A 15,184-nucleotide genomic window follows, 5' to 3' on the forward strand; every position below is an offset into this window, starting at 1 on the left:
GGCGCTCGGCCAGCCGGCCGCGGCGGCGCTGTCGGATGTTCAGCGGATACCCCGATCGCCGCGTGGCGGGCAGCATTACCGCATGACTAGATCGCACCCGTCTGTGCAGAGCTAGATTTCCGAACGGGAAGCGTGACTTTCGATGAACCTGCTTATCGTGCTCGCCGTATTGGCGATCGCCGCGATGATCGTCTGGGGCTCGCTCAGCTTCTGGGCCGAGGGCACCTACCAGCGAAACCACCCCGAACGCACCCTGCGCGGGTGTACTGGCGACGACGACGGGGATCGATAAATCCGGGCTGACGGTGGCGGCAGGTCTGCTAAATTTGCGTTACCGGCGGTACCGGGTTCATGGCACCCATACCGCCGGGCGGTACCAGACATCGTCGTTGGGAGTTGCCGTGACCAGAGCGGGCACCGTTGCCGCGTTCGACCGCACCACCCGCCGGTCCGGCATGATCGAGCGGCTACTCGCGGAAGCGATTGCGCTGGTAGACGGCTTCTCGACGCAATCGCCGGTGTATGACGGGCTGCCGAGTTCGCTGGTCGACGCGGACTTCGTCCCGGCCGCCGAGCTGAATGTGCGGCTGTTCTTCCGATTCTGGCGCGACGGCACCGAGCCGTCCGAGGAAGATACCGGCCCGCTGGTCGAGCGCGCGGTGTCGCTGGTGCACGACGGGATGCCGCTGGAAGACGTGCTGCGGAACTATCGGATGGGGGTCGACTTCCTCTGGTCGCAGTTGCCGAACACCGCGTCGGCGTCCGGCCGGGCGGCGCTGGCCGAGATCGGCCGCCCGCTGTCGGAGTATCTCTCGCTGATGACGGCCCGCATCGCGGTCGCCTGTGTCGAGGACGCCCGGCGGCGACCGTGGGACGAGCTGGAACGCCGACGCGGAATCATCGACGCGCTGCTGGCCGGGCGCGATCCGGTCGATTGGCTCGATGATGCCGCGGTGCCGGTCGCGGACGCGTTCGTGGTCGCGGTGGTCCGCCCCGGCGATCCCGGCCCCGGCACGCTGACCAATCTGCGGCATCGGATCCATGATCTGCCCGGCGCCTTCCTTCGCCGCGATCTCAGCGGCTGGACCGCGCTGATTCCGATCGGTTCGCGCGACGACAGCGCGACGGTGATCGAGCATCTGTCTACCCGGCTCGCGCCCGGAATCGGCACGGGCACACCGCCATTGCTGTGGATCGGGGTTTCGCCGGCACCGTCGCGAGCGGCCATCCCTGCTGCGTTCGCGGAGGCGCGGGTCGTCGCGGAACTCGGTCGCTGCCTCTCGCGCGACGAGGTCATCTGCCGTCGGCAGGATCTGCGGCTGGAATACGCGGTGGCAGTGGATGGGTCGGTGCGCAAGGAGCTGGCCTCGGTGCTGGAGCCGCTCGCGGATCAACCGGTGCTGGCCGAGACGCTCGGTGTGTTCTTCGCGAACGAGTGCAACCAAAACGCCGCGGCCCGACTGTTGTTCGTGCACCGCAACACCATCACCTACCGGTTGGCGCGGATCGCCGAACTCACCGGATATGATCCGCAGCGGCCGACGGAGGCGATGACCTTGTCGGCGGCGCGGACCGCTCAGTTGCTGGAATCGAAGGCGTTCTCCGCCTGAATCTATGGATGTGCACAACTGCCTCAGCGGCGAGTCTGTCCGTTTGTAAATAGCGGAACGTTCGCGCGCGGGGGTGTACTGACACGAGTTCGGTCTTCGCATGATGCCGATCACACGCGACGAGACGAGGGTGCATGTTCGGGGAAAGATTCACATGGGCAGCGGTGCCACTGACGGCGTTGTGCCTTGCGATGTCAAGCGCCGGAATCGCGGCGGCCGATCCGTATCCGTCTTTCCCGCCGGATCAGAACCAGTTACCGCAGTTGCCCGCCGAACCGCAGATCTACGACATGCTGCCCATCCCGGTGCCCGCCGAGGACCCGTGGTACGCCGACCCCGACGACTTGGCCTCGTACGCGCCGGGGCAGATCATTCGCTCGCGCACCGTGCAGACCCGGATACTCGGCATCCCGTTCCCCGTCGATACCAAGCAGCTGCTGTTCCGCAGCAACGACGTGCACGACAATCCGATCGCCACCGCGACTTCGGTGATCACGCCGGGGATTCCGTGGATGGGCGGGCCGAGGCCGGTGGTTTCCTTCCAGGAGGCGATCGACTCGACGAACTCGGCGTGCAACCCCTCCCACACACTGCAGGTCGGCACCATGAAGGAAGCCGCGCTGGCGGTGGGTTGGCTGGCACAGGGTTTCGCGATCAACGTCCCCGACTTCGACGGAAAGTTCAACACCTTCAACACCTTCGACGAGGGCAAGATGGTGCTCGACAGCCTGCGAGCCATGAAAAATGATGCGGCGCTCGGCCTTTCGGATTCCGGGATCGCCATGTACGGGTATTCGGGTGGCGGATCCGGGTCGATCCGCGCGGCCGAGATGCGCGAAAGTTACGCTCCCGACGTGCGTTTGCTCGGCACCGCGATCGGCGGTACGCCCGGCGACCTGCGGCTGCAGGCGCAGTATGCGATGAAACAGCAACCAGGACTCACCGGGATCAGCAACTTCACCATGTGGCTCGGCTTCGCCGGACTGTCGCGCGAGTTCCCCGAACAGTTCGACGCGGCGAAGCTGCTGAACAAGGAAGGTCAGGCCATCCTTCAGGACATGCAGAGCCGTTGTGTCTACACGGTGGCGCTGTCCGGTATGTACCGGCCGATCAGCGACTACTTCCAACCCGGCATGACGTTGGAGAACGCGCCGGGTGTGATGCAGGTGCTGCGGGAACAGAGCCTTGGCCAGCACATTCCGGACAGCCCGATCTTCTGGTTCCACGGAATATGGGACGAGCTGATTCCCGCGTCCGTGGTCCTGCCCGCCGTGAACGACTACTGGAACCGCGGTGCCGATCTGCGGTTCTACACCATGCCGTTGCCCGAGCATGTCGTCAACGCCACCGCGGGCTGGCCGCCGGCGGTGGCCTGGATCAGCGCGGTGCTGCGCGGCCTGCCGCCGGGGCCGCGATTCAAGGCCGACTTCCAGATCCCCGGCTGATCTCCGCCTCGGCCTGCGGTTCTACCACGCGACGGTCTTGCCGTTGCGGTCGAGGAACTGCAGGCCGGGGGCACCGGCCTGGGCCTCGAGGACGTCGACGACGGCCGGGATGCTCTCCTCGGGGGTGAGGGGCGCGTCGGGTCCGCCGAGCTGAGTTCGATTGTGGCCGGGATCGATGAGCAGCTTGGTGTGTCCGTCGTCGGCATTGCGGGTCGCGTAGCTGCGCATCAGTTGGTTGAGCGCGGCCTTGCTCGCCTTGTACAGCTCGTAGCCGTCCTCGGTGTTCTGCGAGATGCTGCCCTGCTCGGAGGACATGACCGCGACGGTTCCGCCGGGGGCGACGAGTCCGCGCAGTGCCTCGACGGCGCGCAGCGGGCTCAACGCGTTGGTGATCATCACCTCGGTGAACATGGCGGTCGGCACCTCGCCGATCGGCAGATTGCCCCGGTCGATCGCGGCGTTGACGAAGAGCAGATCGAGTCGGCTGTCATCGAGTCGATCGCGCAGCGCGGCAAGCTCTTCGGGGCTTGTCATCTCCAACGATTCGACCGTCAGCCGTCCATCGGACGCATCGGCATTCGCCTGCAACTCGCCGCCGCTGCGGCGCGTGGTGGCGATGACCTGCCAGCCGCGGCGAATGAGCTCGTTGGCGAGGACGAGCCCGAGCCCGCGGGAGGCGCCGATGATGAGGGCTCGGCGGTCGGACGTTGTGGACACACGCACTCCTTAGCGATGGTCTAGCTACTCTAGACGAGACGTTGCGTCTAGAGTACATGGCGGCGGCGCTGATGGGTATGGTGTCTCGCATGCCCGTCGCCAACTCTCAGCCGCGCAGGGCGCGCTCCGGCCCCCAGCGCGACGAGGCCGCCCGTCTCGCTGTGCTGCACGCCGCGGACGATCTGCTGGTCGAAAACGGCTTCGGTGCGCTGACCGTCGAGGCGATCGCGCGGCGGGCCGGTGTCGCCAAGCAGACGATCTACCGCTGGTGGTCCTCGAAGATCGAGATCCTGCTCGACACGCTCATCGCGGACAGCGAGAAGTCTCTGCCCGTCCCGACCGAGCAGCCGACGGCCGAAACCATTCGTGGCTATCTGCGCGGTTTCGTGCGATTCCTGGCCAACGACCCGGCAGGCAAGGTCCTGCTCGCGGTCATCGCCGAGGCACAGCACAATCCCGGTACGGCCGAGAGCTTTCACGAGCGCTATGCCGGTCCACGCCGTGCGCGGGAACGTGACATGCTCACGCGCGCGATCGAAGCCGACGAGATCTCGCCGAGACTCGACCCCGACGCCACGCTCGACGCTCTTATCGGCTCGATCGTCTATTGCGCTCTGATGGGCTCGAGTATCGCGCCCGCACTAATTGACGCCCTTGTCGAAGACTTGCTCCGGCCCAACTGAGTTCCCGCTATTTCGTCTGCGCCGATCCGACTCCGAGACCGCATGGCACCGGTGCCTTGTGTTCGGGATCGAGTGCGTTGAGCACCAATTGGATGGTGACGGGATCGGAGGTCATCGCCATGTGTTCGGAAAGATCGCCAGGGCAGACATCTTGCAGGGTGATGTTGTCGACATCGGGGCCGGTGAGGAATCCGGTGGTGTACGGCGTCGCGAACTCGTCGAACTTGGACGCGACCACGGTGTAGCTGACGCCGGGTTGCGTGTCGCCGCCGCTATTGAGTTGCGTGAAGAACTCCGAGGTCGGCAGCTGTTCGGTGCATGACGGACAGACCACGTCGGTGGCCGGTGGCACGAGGGTGATCGGTAAACCGAGCAAACCCCAGGTGGTGCCGTGATTGTCGGGTGCGAGGCCGACGAGGGTATGGACCTTCGGTGTGCCGCCGAGGTATTTCAGGTAATACCGGGGCAGCACGCCGCCTTGGGAATGGCCGACGATATCGACCTGCTGCGCACCGGTTGCCGCGAGCACCCGGTCGACGAAATCCGAGATCTCTTGCGCGGAAGCGCGCATCGGCCCGATGCCCGACACCGTGCCGGCGAGGCCGCGACCGAAATCGAGTGAGTAGACGCAATAGCCTGCCGCGACGAGTCTCGGCGACATGGCGAACCAGTTGTCCAGCTGGTTCTCGAAGGTGCCGTGCGCCAAGACAATTGGCCGAGGGTGCGCGGCGCTCGGCTGACAGGACCAGTTGTTCGCGCCCGGTGGCGGAGGTATGACGTCGACGTCGGACGAACCCTGGACCGGTGCGGGTTGATCGGCCGATGCGGTAGTCGACGCCAGAAATGTGAGCGCTAAAGCGCTCAGGCCGACCGCGTATATTCTGAAAAGGGATCCACGCACAAAAGCTCCTGTACGGATATCAATATAGCGGGCAGTCGGTTTTCGGCGGCGATATTCCGGTGCCGAGCCTAACGCACACCGCGGCGACCAGCATCCCCATACGTCGCGATCTACTTCACAGTGAACTTCAGGGTGGAAAGGAGCACAATTCTTCCCCGTCGGTTTGGGTGCTGGCACAGGCTTGTCTGCCAGCACCCGTCGGATCCCGAGGTTCAGGGTGTGGCGAGCTGATCCCATTGCATGCGCGGGTCCTCGTTCGGGAAGTCATTGCGGATAGTGACGTAGGACGTGCCTGCCGCATAGGGGACGCTGAGGCGGCGGGTGTCCAACTGGGCCTTGTAGACGGTGCTGGCCGTGCCGTCCGGGAAGAAGACGTATTCGAGGGTGAAGGACTGCCGGTAGTTGCCGAAGTCGCAGTCGGCGAGGAAGGCCAAACCCCAACCGCCCGTGGCATTTTCGAGGCATTGATGTTTGCCACTGGACGTCACGTCGTGGGTGCTGAACGCGACCGTGTCCGGTCCGGACACCGCGCGCAGCCACCACTGGCGTCGATCGCCGGAGTTGCACGGGGCGAACCGGGCGGTGCCGCCGATCCCGTTGTGCGGGTCGTTCTCGGTGGTCATGCATTGGCCGGTGCCCCGGTTGTGCATAAGCCAGTAGCCGTTCTCGGCGTGCGCGGAACCGGCCGCGCCGATCGCGGTGGTGGCCACCGCCGAGGCGATCAAGGCCAACGCGGCGGTCTTTGCCGCGGAAAGAGTGGAAAGTTTCATATGGTGCCCCCGGGAATTCGACCGATGGATGAATACGCATCGAGTGTCGGCGGCACGAGTCTCATGCGAGTTTCACCGCGATCTCACCGCCTCACATCGTCCGAACCGGTTGCCCGGCAGTTTCGGTGTGCGTCAGCACCGACCAATCTCCGGCATGCAGGGCTGCCCGCGCGGTGATCGGTACCGGCCGTCTGCTGGCCATCGCCTGCTGTGCCGCCGCCAGATCGCCGGGATGGTGGCCGAGCACGGTGGCGCCAACGACCAGCCCCTCGGACAGGATCAGGCGCCGATAGGAGTCGGCACGGTCGATGACGATCACCTCATCGCCATACTCCGGCTCTACCTTTCCGGTCGAGAACAGTTCCAGTCCAACACCTTTCAGAATCATGGCGGGCACGGCGCCGGCGAGCGTCTGGTCGATGCCGAGTGCGTTCACGGCGGCGATCTGCGCCTGCTCGGCCGCGACCGGCCACAGCCCGAATACCTGTCCGTCGAGTTCGGCGATGTCACCGGCGGCGTAGACGTCGGGGACGTGGGTGCGCATCCGATCGTCCACCAGGACACCGCGTTCGACGGGTACCCCGGCGCTGCGGGCCAGTTCGATATTCGGCCGGATACCGGTGGCGGTCAGGAACAGGTCGCAATCGATGTAGCGACCATCCCGCAGTACCGCCCGGCGGACCGCGGGATCGCCTGTGACGCGGACGGTTTCGGCGTGCCGCAACACCTGGATGCCGGTTCTGGTGAAGTGGTCGAGCACCAGTTGTGAGCAGCGGGCGTCGATCTGCTTGGCCAGCAACCGGTCACCCCGATCGAGCACGGTGACGTGCAGGCCGAGCAGGTGCAGTGCGTGCGCGGCTTCCAGGCCGAGCAACCCGCCACCGGCGACTACCGCGGTGGCACAGCGGAATTGCTGGGCATAGGAGCGGATCCAGATCGCGTCGCTGGCCTCGCGCAGCACGAAACAGCCTGGCCGCGCGAGTCCTTCGATGGGTGGCAGCGCGCTGCTCGCGCCCATGGCGAGGATCAGGCGGTCGTAGGGCAGCGCTTCGCCGGTGCCGAGGAAGACCCGGCGTCCAGCGAGATCGATGCTGGTGGCGAGGGTGTTCAGCCAGGTGGTGATCTGATGGTCGTCGTACCACTGCTCGGGTAGTAGATGCAGCCCCTGCATTGCCGAGCGCCCGTACACCAGCCGCGAGATGCCCATGCGGTTGTACAGCGGATGCGATTCCCGCCCGACCAGGTGGATTTCGCAGTCGGGGTGGTTGCGCCGGAGGAAGTCCGCGGCGGTCACCCCGGCGATGCCGTTGCCGATCACGGCGACGCTGACGATGGACCGGTCGAACCGCCTCGGCCTCGGTCGGTGCGTGTTGCCTGGTTCCGGCGTCAGCGAGACCTCGACGGCGCCTTTGCCGATTCGGGCGCAGCAGGCCATCCGGGTGTTGTCCGCGAAACCGAGGCGCCGCAACGTGTTCCGTTCGTCCTGTCCCGGCGGTGACAGGCACGCCATGCCGTCGAGCACCGCGACCGGGTCCGCGCCGCAGACACCCATCCGGCAACCGGCCTCGATCGTCTGTTTACCCCGTTCGGCGAGGTCGAGCAGGCTCATTCCGCTCTCCGCGTCCACCTGAACGCCGTCGAAGGTGACCGAAGCCGCGGGCTCGCTTGGCTTTTCCGCGTCCTTCGGCCGGATCTTCGGTATCGACAGCAATACCGGTTCGGTGCGGGTTCCGGTGCTGAGCGCGAATTGCAGTTCGACGACGCGGGTCCTGGCTATCCACACGGTCGTGGCGAACAGGATCGCGGCGCTGATCGGCCAATGCAGCCAGGGTGCGCTGAGCCCGGTGACCGTCGCGAACGACCTGGCCAGGGTGGCTCCGGCGAACCAGTAGAAGATATTGAGTGCCAGCGCCGCGTACCCGACGCTGATCGTCGCGATACTGAGCGGTGTCATCGCCTCGAGCGCGAAGAACAAACCGACGGCGACGATCATGAACAGCGCGAGCACCGAATAGCGCTGCACGATGCTGGTTTCGGATCTTCCGGCCAGGGTGAAGAAGCCGAGGATGAAGCCGGGTAGCGCGGCCGCGAACAGTTTGCGCGGCGCGCTCCACGCGTGCTTCGGATCGGTCAGATCCGATTGGTAGGCGGCGCGCGGCTTGAGGTCGAAGCAATTCTTGGCGCAGCCGACGCACGGTTCGCAATGGCTGTTGGGCACGGTGACGAATGGTGTCTGCCCGTACGCGCGTTGCAGCGGGAACAACGGGCAGATACTGCTGCACCAGCCGCTCTTGCCCTTGAAAAGCACGCCGCCGGTGAAGGCGGCGACGGCGACGAGTAGTAGCACGATGCCCGCGGCCACCCCGTTGCGGTCCAGGCCGGCCAGCCTGCCGCCCGCAATGCCGAAGAACGACGCGGTCGCCACGAGATAGCCTTTGGCATATAGCCAATCCGGCGGATTCTTGCCGCGGGTGAAGTTCAGTACCCGCGGGATCTGGTTCGTCGCGGCCAGCGGGCAGCTGTTTCGCCATAACCCGGGCGCGATGAGGAATAGACCCGGTAGTAGCGGCACGACAACGCCGAAGAAGAGGAACAACCCGCCCGCGGGGCGAACGAACATCGCGACGACCATTTCGAGATAGACGACGATGCTCGCGATCCGCACGAGCTGCCACATCTTCCGCGATACCCGGGTCGGTAATTCGGTGGAGACGGGGAATGGATTTCGTTTTCCGGTCGGATCGATATCGAGGATCCGATTGGCAAGGGCGAGCACCCTGGACGGCGGTGGCGCGACCGGCGGTGCGGTGGCGGGCGGTGCGGCGGCGGGCGGCTCGCTCGGCGCGTCCGGGTCGACCCTGGCCAGCGGTTCGGTGACCGGTTCGTACAGCACGATGATTTGGGTGTCACCGAGTCGAACCGTATCGCCGGTGGTCAGCGCCGCGCGCCCGGTGAGGGGGACGCCGTTGACGGTGGTGCCGTTGCGGCTGCCGAGATCGACCACCGACAGTGCCGTCGGGCTCGGCACCAGCCGTAGATGTCGCGGCGAAATCGCGGCGTCGGCCAATTGTTCATTGTCGCCGTTGCGGCCGAAGGTGATCGGGCCGCTCAACATCAGCTGCCTTGCCGCGCGCCCCGGTTCCCTTATCTCGATCAGCGGCGGGCCGCTGAGCATGCCGGTGCGTCCGCCGAATCTGCGGAATCCATTGTGCCAGTTGGCGATTCGATCGGGCGGATGGCTCATGCCTTGCCTCCGCCCGGCAGCACGCGGTACCCGCTGCCCTGATCCCCAACTGACCGGCGTAGCGCGTCGGCACGCGTTTGTACCTGTATGCACATCCGGTTTGACCTCGATCGTCACGTTAAGTCAGGCGTCAGCGCGCAAGCATGCGAACAGCGCTGACTACCTGTTATCCAATGGTGATGAACTAGCGACCGATCCGCGATGGGACTTGTGTATAAGAGTACGTGAATTCATATGTCGGTGCTGTGAATTCGCCGCCGGTTCACCCGCCACGCCGCGCGTGCGGTCGAGATCCTCCGGAGGCCATCCGGCGCGGTCGGCGCGATAGACCAACGCGTGTTTCGGATCCGCGGTGGTGTCGGCTATCCGGACCAGCGGTGATGCGTCACGGGGATCGTCTGTGCGCCATGCCATCTCGGATCGTACCGGGCTATAACTCGGGCCGCTGGCGCGTCAAGGGGGGTCGGCAGCCAAGTCGTTGCCGAGCGTCGCATCGGCGCGGATGTGCGCCGTCCGAAGGGTGCGAGGAGCGCGTGAAGCTTCCGGCTATTCGGCGGCTGCGGATCGGCAAGCGCACGGGCAAGGTGGCCGTCGGCCCCGACGCTGATCAGGCCGCTACGCGACGAGCGCCGACGCGCCGCGTGGTTACAGTGACGATGCGGCAAACCACGGCACGATGGGTGCGGGCCGCGCAGCGAGGAGAGTCATGGACACAGGGGTCGAGGTGAGTCCGTCGACGCATGCGGGCGATAAGGGCACATCGGTGCGGACGGCCGTTGTGGTCGGGGCGCTCGGGGTAGTGTTCGGGGATATCGGGACCAGCCCGATCTACACGATTCAGACGGTGTTCAATCCGGGCGATCCGCATCCGGTGCCGATCGGCACGGACAACGTGTACGGCGTTGTGTCGCTGATCTTCTGGTCGGTGATGATCATCGTCACCTTCACCTACATCTCGCTGGTGATGCGGGTGAACAACGACGGTGAGGGCGGGATCATGGCGCTCATCACGCTGCTGCGCCGGCTCGGTGGCGAGCGCGGTGGCCGGGCGGCCACGCTGTTGGCCGGGGTCGGAATCTTCGGTGCCGCACTGTTTTTCGGCGACAGCATGATCACTCCGGCGATCTCGGTGTTGTCCGCGGTGGAGGGCCTGAAGATCGTGCAGCCCGGGCTGGAGGAGCTGATCGTGCCGATCACGGCGGTGATCATCCTCGTGCTGTTCTCGGTGCAGCGGCGCGGCACGGCGGCGGTCGGGCGGTTGTTCGGGCCGGTGATGATCCTCTGGTTCGTGTCGATCGGGCTGCTCGGTGTATCGGGTATTGCCCGGCATCCGGAGATTCTGAAGGCGCTGTCGCCGACCTACGCGCTGAGCTTCATGTTCGGGCACTTCGGCATCGCGTTCTTCGCCCTTGCCGCGATCGTGCTCGCCATCACCGGCGCCGAGGCGCTGTACGCCGACATGGGGCACTTCGGCAGGAAGGCGATCACCCGCGGCTGGCTCGGGCTGGTGCTGCCCGCCTGTGTGCTGAGTTATCTGGGGCAGGGTGCGCTGATTCTGGGTGACGAAGGCACCGTTGGTAGTCCGTTCTTTCTGCTCGCGCCGGGCTGGGCACGGTTGCCGCTGGTGTTGCTGGCGACCGCCGCCACGGTGATCGCCTCGCAGGCGGTGATCACCGGCGCCTACTCGGTGGCCTCGCAGGCCGCGCAGCTCGGTTATCTGCCGCGACTACGGATCGCGCACACCTCGGAATCGACCATCGGACAGATCTACGTGCCGTGGATCAACTGGGTGCTGATGTTCTCGGTGCTGACCCTGGTGTTCAGCTTCCGCAGTTCCGCCGCGCTCGCCTACGCGTTCGGCATGGCGGTGACCGCGACGATCTCCATCACGACGCTGGTGTTCTTCTATCTCGCCCGGATCAAGTGGAACACTCCGCTCTGGCTCGTCCTGCTCGGTGCGATCCCATTGCTCGCGGTCGACACGATGTTCCTGGCGGCGAACCTGACCAAGCTGGTGCACGGCGCCTGGCTACCGCTGCTGATCGGGATCACCGCGTTCACCGTGATGACCACCTGGGCGCGCGGTCGCGTCGTCGTCACCCGCGCGCGCGAGGAGAAAGAGGGCCCGCTGCGCGAGTTCATCGACGGATTGCGGGACCGGCAGCCACCTTTGGTGCGGGTCCCAGGCACCGCGGTGTTCCTCAACCGTGGCATGGAGACCGCGCCGCTGGCGATGCGGGCCAATGTCGAGCACAATCACGTGCTGCACGAGCACGTGGTGATCCTGTCGATCGACACGCTTCCGGTGCCTCGGGTACCCGACGCGCAGCGCACCGAGATCGACGCGCTCGGCTACGGCGATGACGGAATCATCCATGTGACAGCGCATTTCGGCTACATGGAGACCCCGCACATCCCCGACACCCTGCGCCTGCTCGACCCGACGAAGACCGAGGGCCGGATCTCGGTCGACAACGCCTCCTACTTCCTGTCGAAGATCGAGCTGAAGCGCGGACCCGCGCCGACGATGGCAGGGTGGCGCAAGCACCTGTTCATCGCCACGTCCTACATCACCGCCGACGCCGCCGAATACTTCGGTCTGCCCGGGCAGCGCACGGTGATCATGGGCGAGCGAGTCGAGGTGTAGCGCAAAATCGTTGTCGGGCAGCGTAAATGGAGCGGCACCCCGCGAACTGTGTTCGCGGGGTGCCGTATTGCTGATACCGAGTGATCAGGCCAGGTCGAACCGGTCCAGGTTCATGACCTTGTCCCACGCGGAGACGAAGTCGCGCACGAACTTCTCCTTCGCGTCGTCGGTGGCGTAGACCTCCGCGAGCGCGCGCAGCTGCGAGTTCGACCCGAAGACCAGGTCGACGCGGCTGCCGGTCCAGGTGGTCGCGCCGGTGCCGCGATCCTTGCCCTCGTAGGTGCCCTCGTCGGCCGATGTCGGCTCCCACTTCGTGCCCATATCGAGCAGGTTCACGAAGAAGTCGTTGGTCAACGACCCTGGGGCAGCGGTGAATACGCCGAGCGGGGACTGCTGGTGGTTCGCGCCGAGCACGCGCAGGCCGCCGACGAGGACGGTCAGCTCGGGGGCGCTCAGGGTGAGCAGGTTCGCCCGGTCGATCAGCAGGTACTCGGCGGGCAGGCGGCTGCCCTTGCCGAGGTAGTTGCGGAAGCCGTCGGCGGCAGGCTCCATCGCGGCGAAGGACTCCACGTCGGTCTGTTCCTGCGTGGCGTCGGTCCGGCCGGGGGTGAACGGCACCTCGATGTCGAAACCCGCTGCCTTGGCGGCCTGTTCGACCGCCGCGACGCCACCGAGCACAACGAGATCGGCGAAGGAAACCCGCGTGTTCCCGGTCTGCGCCGAGTTGAACGCCTCCTGGATGCCTTCCAGCACGGGGATCACCAGCGTGAGCTGATCGGGCTCGTTGACGTCCCAGCCGCGCTGCGGCTGCAGCCGGATGCGCCCGCCGTTGGCGCCGCCGCGCTTGTCGCTGCCGCGGAACGACGACGCCGCCGCCCACGCGGTCGAAACCAGTTGCGGCACAGTCAGACCCGACCCCAGGATCTGGCTCTTCAGGGTCGCGATGTCGGCCGCCCCGATGAGGTCGTTCGTCACCGCCGGGACGGGGTCCTGCCACAGCAGCGTCTCCTGCGGCACCAGCGGGCCGAGGTAGCGCACGATCGGGCCCATGTCGCGGTGCGTCAGCTTGTACCAAGCCTTGCCGAACTCCTCCGCGAGCTCCTCCGGGTGATCGAGCCAGCGCCGGGTGATCTGCTCGTAGATCGGGTCGACGCGCAGCGAGAGGTCGGTGGTCAGCATGACCGGGGTGTGCGACTTCGCGGAGTCGTGCGCGTCGGGCACGGTGCCTGCGCCGCCGCCGTCCTTCGGGATCCACTGCCACGCACCGGCGGGGCTCTTGGTCTTCTCCCACTCGTAGCCGTAGAGGGTCTCGACGAAGCTGTTGTCCCAGGTCCGCGGGGTCGGCGTCCAGGCGCCCTCGAGTCCACTGGTGATCGCGTCGCCGCCGACACCGGTGCCGAAGGTGCTACGCCAGCCGAGGCCCTGCTCCTCCAGCGGAGCGGCCTCGGGCTCGGGGCCGACGTGATCGGCCGGGCCGGCGCCGTGCGTCTTGCCGAAGGTGTGGCCACCGGCGATCAGCGCGGCGGTCTCGATGTCGTTCATCGCCATCCGGCGGAACGTCTCACGGATGTCGGTGGCCGCGAGCAGCGGATCCGGATTGCCGTTGGGCCCTTCCGGATTCACGTAGATCAGACCCATTTGCACTGCGGCAAGGGGGTTTTCGAGATCACGCTTACCGGTGTAGCGCTCGTCGCCGCCGAGCCAGGTGTGCTCGGGACCCCAGTAGACGTCCTCCTCCGGCTCCCACTGGTCGATGCGGCCGCCGCCGAAACCGAAGGTCTGGAAGCCCATCGACTCCAGTGCGACGTTGCCCGTGTAGACGATCAGGTCGGCCCAGGAGAGCTTCTTGCCGTACTTCTTCTTGACCGGCCAGAGCAGGCGACGCGCCTTGTCCAGGCTCGCGTTGTCGGGCCAGCTGTTCAGCGGCGCGAACCGCTGCATGCCCGCACCGGCTCCGCCGCGGCCGTCGTTGATGCGGTAGGTGCCTGCGGCGTGCCAGGCCATCCGGATGAAGAACGGGCCGTAGTGGCCGTAGTCGGCGGGCCACCAGTCCTGCGAGGTCGTCATCACGGCCTCGATGTCCTGCTTCACCGCGGCCAGGTCGAGCGTCTTGAATTCCGCGGCGTAGTTGTATTCCTCGCCCATGGGATTGGCGACGGCGGGATTCTTCTGCAGGATCTTCAGGTTGAGCTGGTTCGGCCACCAGTCACGGTTGCTGCCGCCCTCGGTCGGGTACTTGAGGCGGGCAGACGTTACGGGGCAACCGCTTTCCGCGGGCTCCGTGCTTGCCTCTCCGATGGGCGGGGTTTCCTCGGGCACGGCAATTCCTTTCGGGAGTGAGTGAATCGGGCTGTGTTCACGTATTGGGTAGCGGCGCGGGTAGCGCCGCGCAGTCCGGGCATAGGCCCCAGTAGATGACCTCGGCCTCGTCGAGGACGAAACCGTTGTCGTCCGCGGCCGTCAGGCAGGGGGCCTCGCCGACAGCGCACTCGACATCGACGATGACGCCGCACGACCGGCAGACGAGGTGGTGGTGGTTGTCGCCGACGCGCGTCTCATAGCGCGCCACGGTGCCCATCGGCTGGATGCGCCGGAGCAATTTCGCGGCGGTCAGTGCCCGCAGTACGTCGTATACCGCCTGGTGGGAGACCGCACCGAGGGTCTGGCGCACGTGGCCGAGGATGGTGTCCGTATCGGCATGCGGATGGTCGTGCACCGCGGTGAGTACCGCCAGTCGCGGTGCCGTCACGCGCAACGCCGCGCCGCGCAGCATCTGCTCGAATTCGGCTGGGTTGGACACGTTCCGAAGTATTACTCATTCAAGTCTTGGCTGCGGGCGGTTTCGCGGAATTCGTCCCGAGATCGGTTGTCCCGCCGGAGTTTACGCAGGTAGCCGGGCTCGACGGCAAGTGTCGCAGCCCGGCTACCCTTGTTCGCTCACCCCTCAGGAGCGAGCACCTTTCCGGTGTCGAACGCACGCACGCGCAACGCCTCGACCGGGCAGGAGTGGACGGCGTCGATGACGAGATCGTCCGGCCGGATCGGCTCGGCGGACGCGCTGGAGTGGCCGTCGACGAGGCTGAAGTGCGCCGGGGCGATGGCGTTGCACATCCCCGAGCCGATGCAGGTGCGTCGGTCGACTTCGATTCGCCACAGTTCATCCATCT

12 protein-coding genes are annotated in these 15,184 nt (G+C 66.2%); 5 read left to right on the forward strand and 7 right to left on the reverse strand.

Going from position 1 to position 15,184, the window contains the following annotated elements; genetic code table 11:
• Positions 1-142 precede the first annotated feature (142 nt).
• The 3 genes from OG203_RS41935 to OG203_RS41945 all read left to right on the forward strand — a co-directional run bounded on the left by OG203_RS41935 (position 143) and on the right by OG203_RS41945 (position 3,055).
• Positions 143-292 carry a hypothetical protein gene (locus tag OG203_RS41935; protein ID WP_405162739.1) on the forward strand — a complete coding sequence of 50 codons (150 nt, stop codon included), beginning with the start codon at positions 143-145 and terminating at the stop codon, positions 290-292.
• 109 nt (positions 293-401) lie between these two features.
• A complete protein-coding gene (locus tag OG203_RS41940; protein ID WP_405162740.1) occupies positions 402-1,610 on the forward strand; it encodes a PucR family transcriptional regulator in 1,209 nt (402 codons plus the stop codon).
• Positions 1,611-1,801: 191 nt separating this feature from the next.
• Positions 1,802-3,055: a lipase family protein gene (locus OG203_RS41945; protein ID WP_405162741.1), complete on the forward strand. Its 1,254-nt coding sequence runs from the start codon at positions 1,802-1,804 to the stop codon at positions 3,053-3,055.
• Positions 3,056-3,076: 21 nt separating this feature from the next.
• Here the strand turns inward: OG203_RS41945 and OG203_RS41950 are convergent, their stop codons facing one another.
• On the reverse strand, positions 3,077-3,772 hold the full coding sequence (locus OG203_RS41950) for an SDR family NAD(P)-dependent oxidoreductase (protein ID WP_405162742.1): 696 nt from the start codon (positions 3,770-3,772) through the stop codon (positions 3,077-3,079).
• 89 nt (positions 3,773-3,861) lie between these two features.
• On the opposite strand from OG203_RS41950, the gene OG203_RS41955 reads away from it, so the two are divergent.
• Positions 3,862-4,455 (forward strand): TetR/AcrR family transcriptional regulator, encoded by a 594-nt coding sequence (locus OG203_RS41955; protein WP_405162743.1) that lies wholly within the window; start codon positions 3,862-3,864, stop codon positions 4,453-4,455.
• A gap of 7 nt (positions 4,456-4,462) precedes the next feature.
• Here OG203_RS41955 and OG203_RS41960 read toward each other — a convergent pair whose 3' ends face one another.
• The 3 genes from OG203_RS41960 to OG203_RS41970 form a co-directional block, all read right to left on the reverse strand.
• On the reverse strand, positions 4,463-5,356 hold the full coding sequence (locus tag OG203_RS41960; protein ID WP_405162744.1) for an esterase/lipase family protein: 894 nt from the start codon (positions 5,354-5,356) through the stop codon (positions 4,463-4,465).
• Positions 5,357-5,568: 212 nt separating this feature from the next.
• Positions 5,569-6,126: a hypothetical protein gene (locus tag OG203_RS41965; RefSeq protein WP_405162745.1), complete on the reverse strand. Its 558-nt coding sequence runs from the start codon at positions 6,124-6,126 to the stop codon at positions 5,569-5,571.
• A gap of 91 nt (positions 6,127-6,217) precedes the next feature.
• Positions 6,218-9,370: an FAD-dependent oxidoreductase gene (locus tag OG203_RS41970; RefSeq protein WP_405162746.1), complete on the reverse strand. Its 3,153-nt coding sequence runs from the start codon at positions 9,368-9,370 to the stop codon at positions 6,218-6,220.
• Positions 9,371-10,076: 706 nt separating this feature from the next.
• On the opposite strand from OG203_RS41970, the gene OG203_RS41975 reads away from it, so the two are divergent.
• Positions 10,077-12,017: a potassium transporter Kup gene (locus tag OG203_RS41975; RefSeq protein ID WP_405162747.1), complete on the forward strand. Its 1,941-nt coding sequence runs from the start codon at positions 10,077-10,079 to the stop codon at positions 12,015-12,017.
• An 84-nt stretch (positions 12,018-12,101) separates the two neighbouring features.
• On the opposite strand, the gene katG is transcribed toward OG203_RS41975, so the two are convergent.
• The 3 genes from katG to OG203_RS41990 form a co-directional block, all read right to left on the reverse strand.
• A complete protein-coding gene (gene katG / locus OG203_RS41980; RefSeq protein WP_405162748.1) occupies positions 12,102-14,336 on the reverse strand; it encodes a catalase/peroxidase HPI in 2,235 nt (744 codons plus the stop codon).
• A gap of 37 nt (positions 14,337-14,373) precedes the next feature.
• A complete protein-coding gene (locus OG203_RS41985) occupies positions 14,374-14,790 on the reverse strand; it encodes a Fur family transcriptional regulator (RefSeq protein WP_405168172.1) in 417 nt (138 codons plus the stop codon).
• A gap of 164 nt (positions 14,791-14,954) precedes the next feature.
• Positions 14,955-15,182 carry a ferredoxin gene (locus OG203_RS41990; RefSeq protein ID WP_405162749.1) on the reverse strand — a complete coding sequence of 76 codons (228 nt, stop codon included), beginning with the start codon at positions 15,180-15,182 and terminating at the stop codon, positions 14,955-14,957.
• Positions 15,183-15,184 lie beyond the last annotated feature (2 nt).

It is taken from the genome of Nocardia sp. NBC_01499 (assembly GCF_045040275.1).
Lineage (GTDB): Bacteria > Actinomycetota > Actinomycetes > Mycobacteriales > Mycobacteriaceae > Nocardia.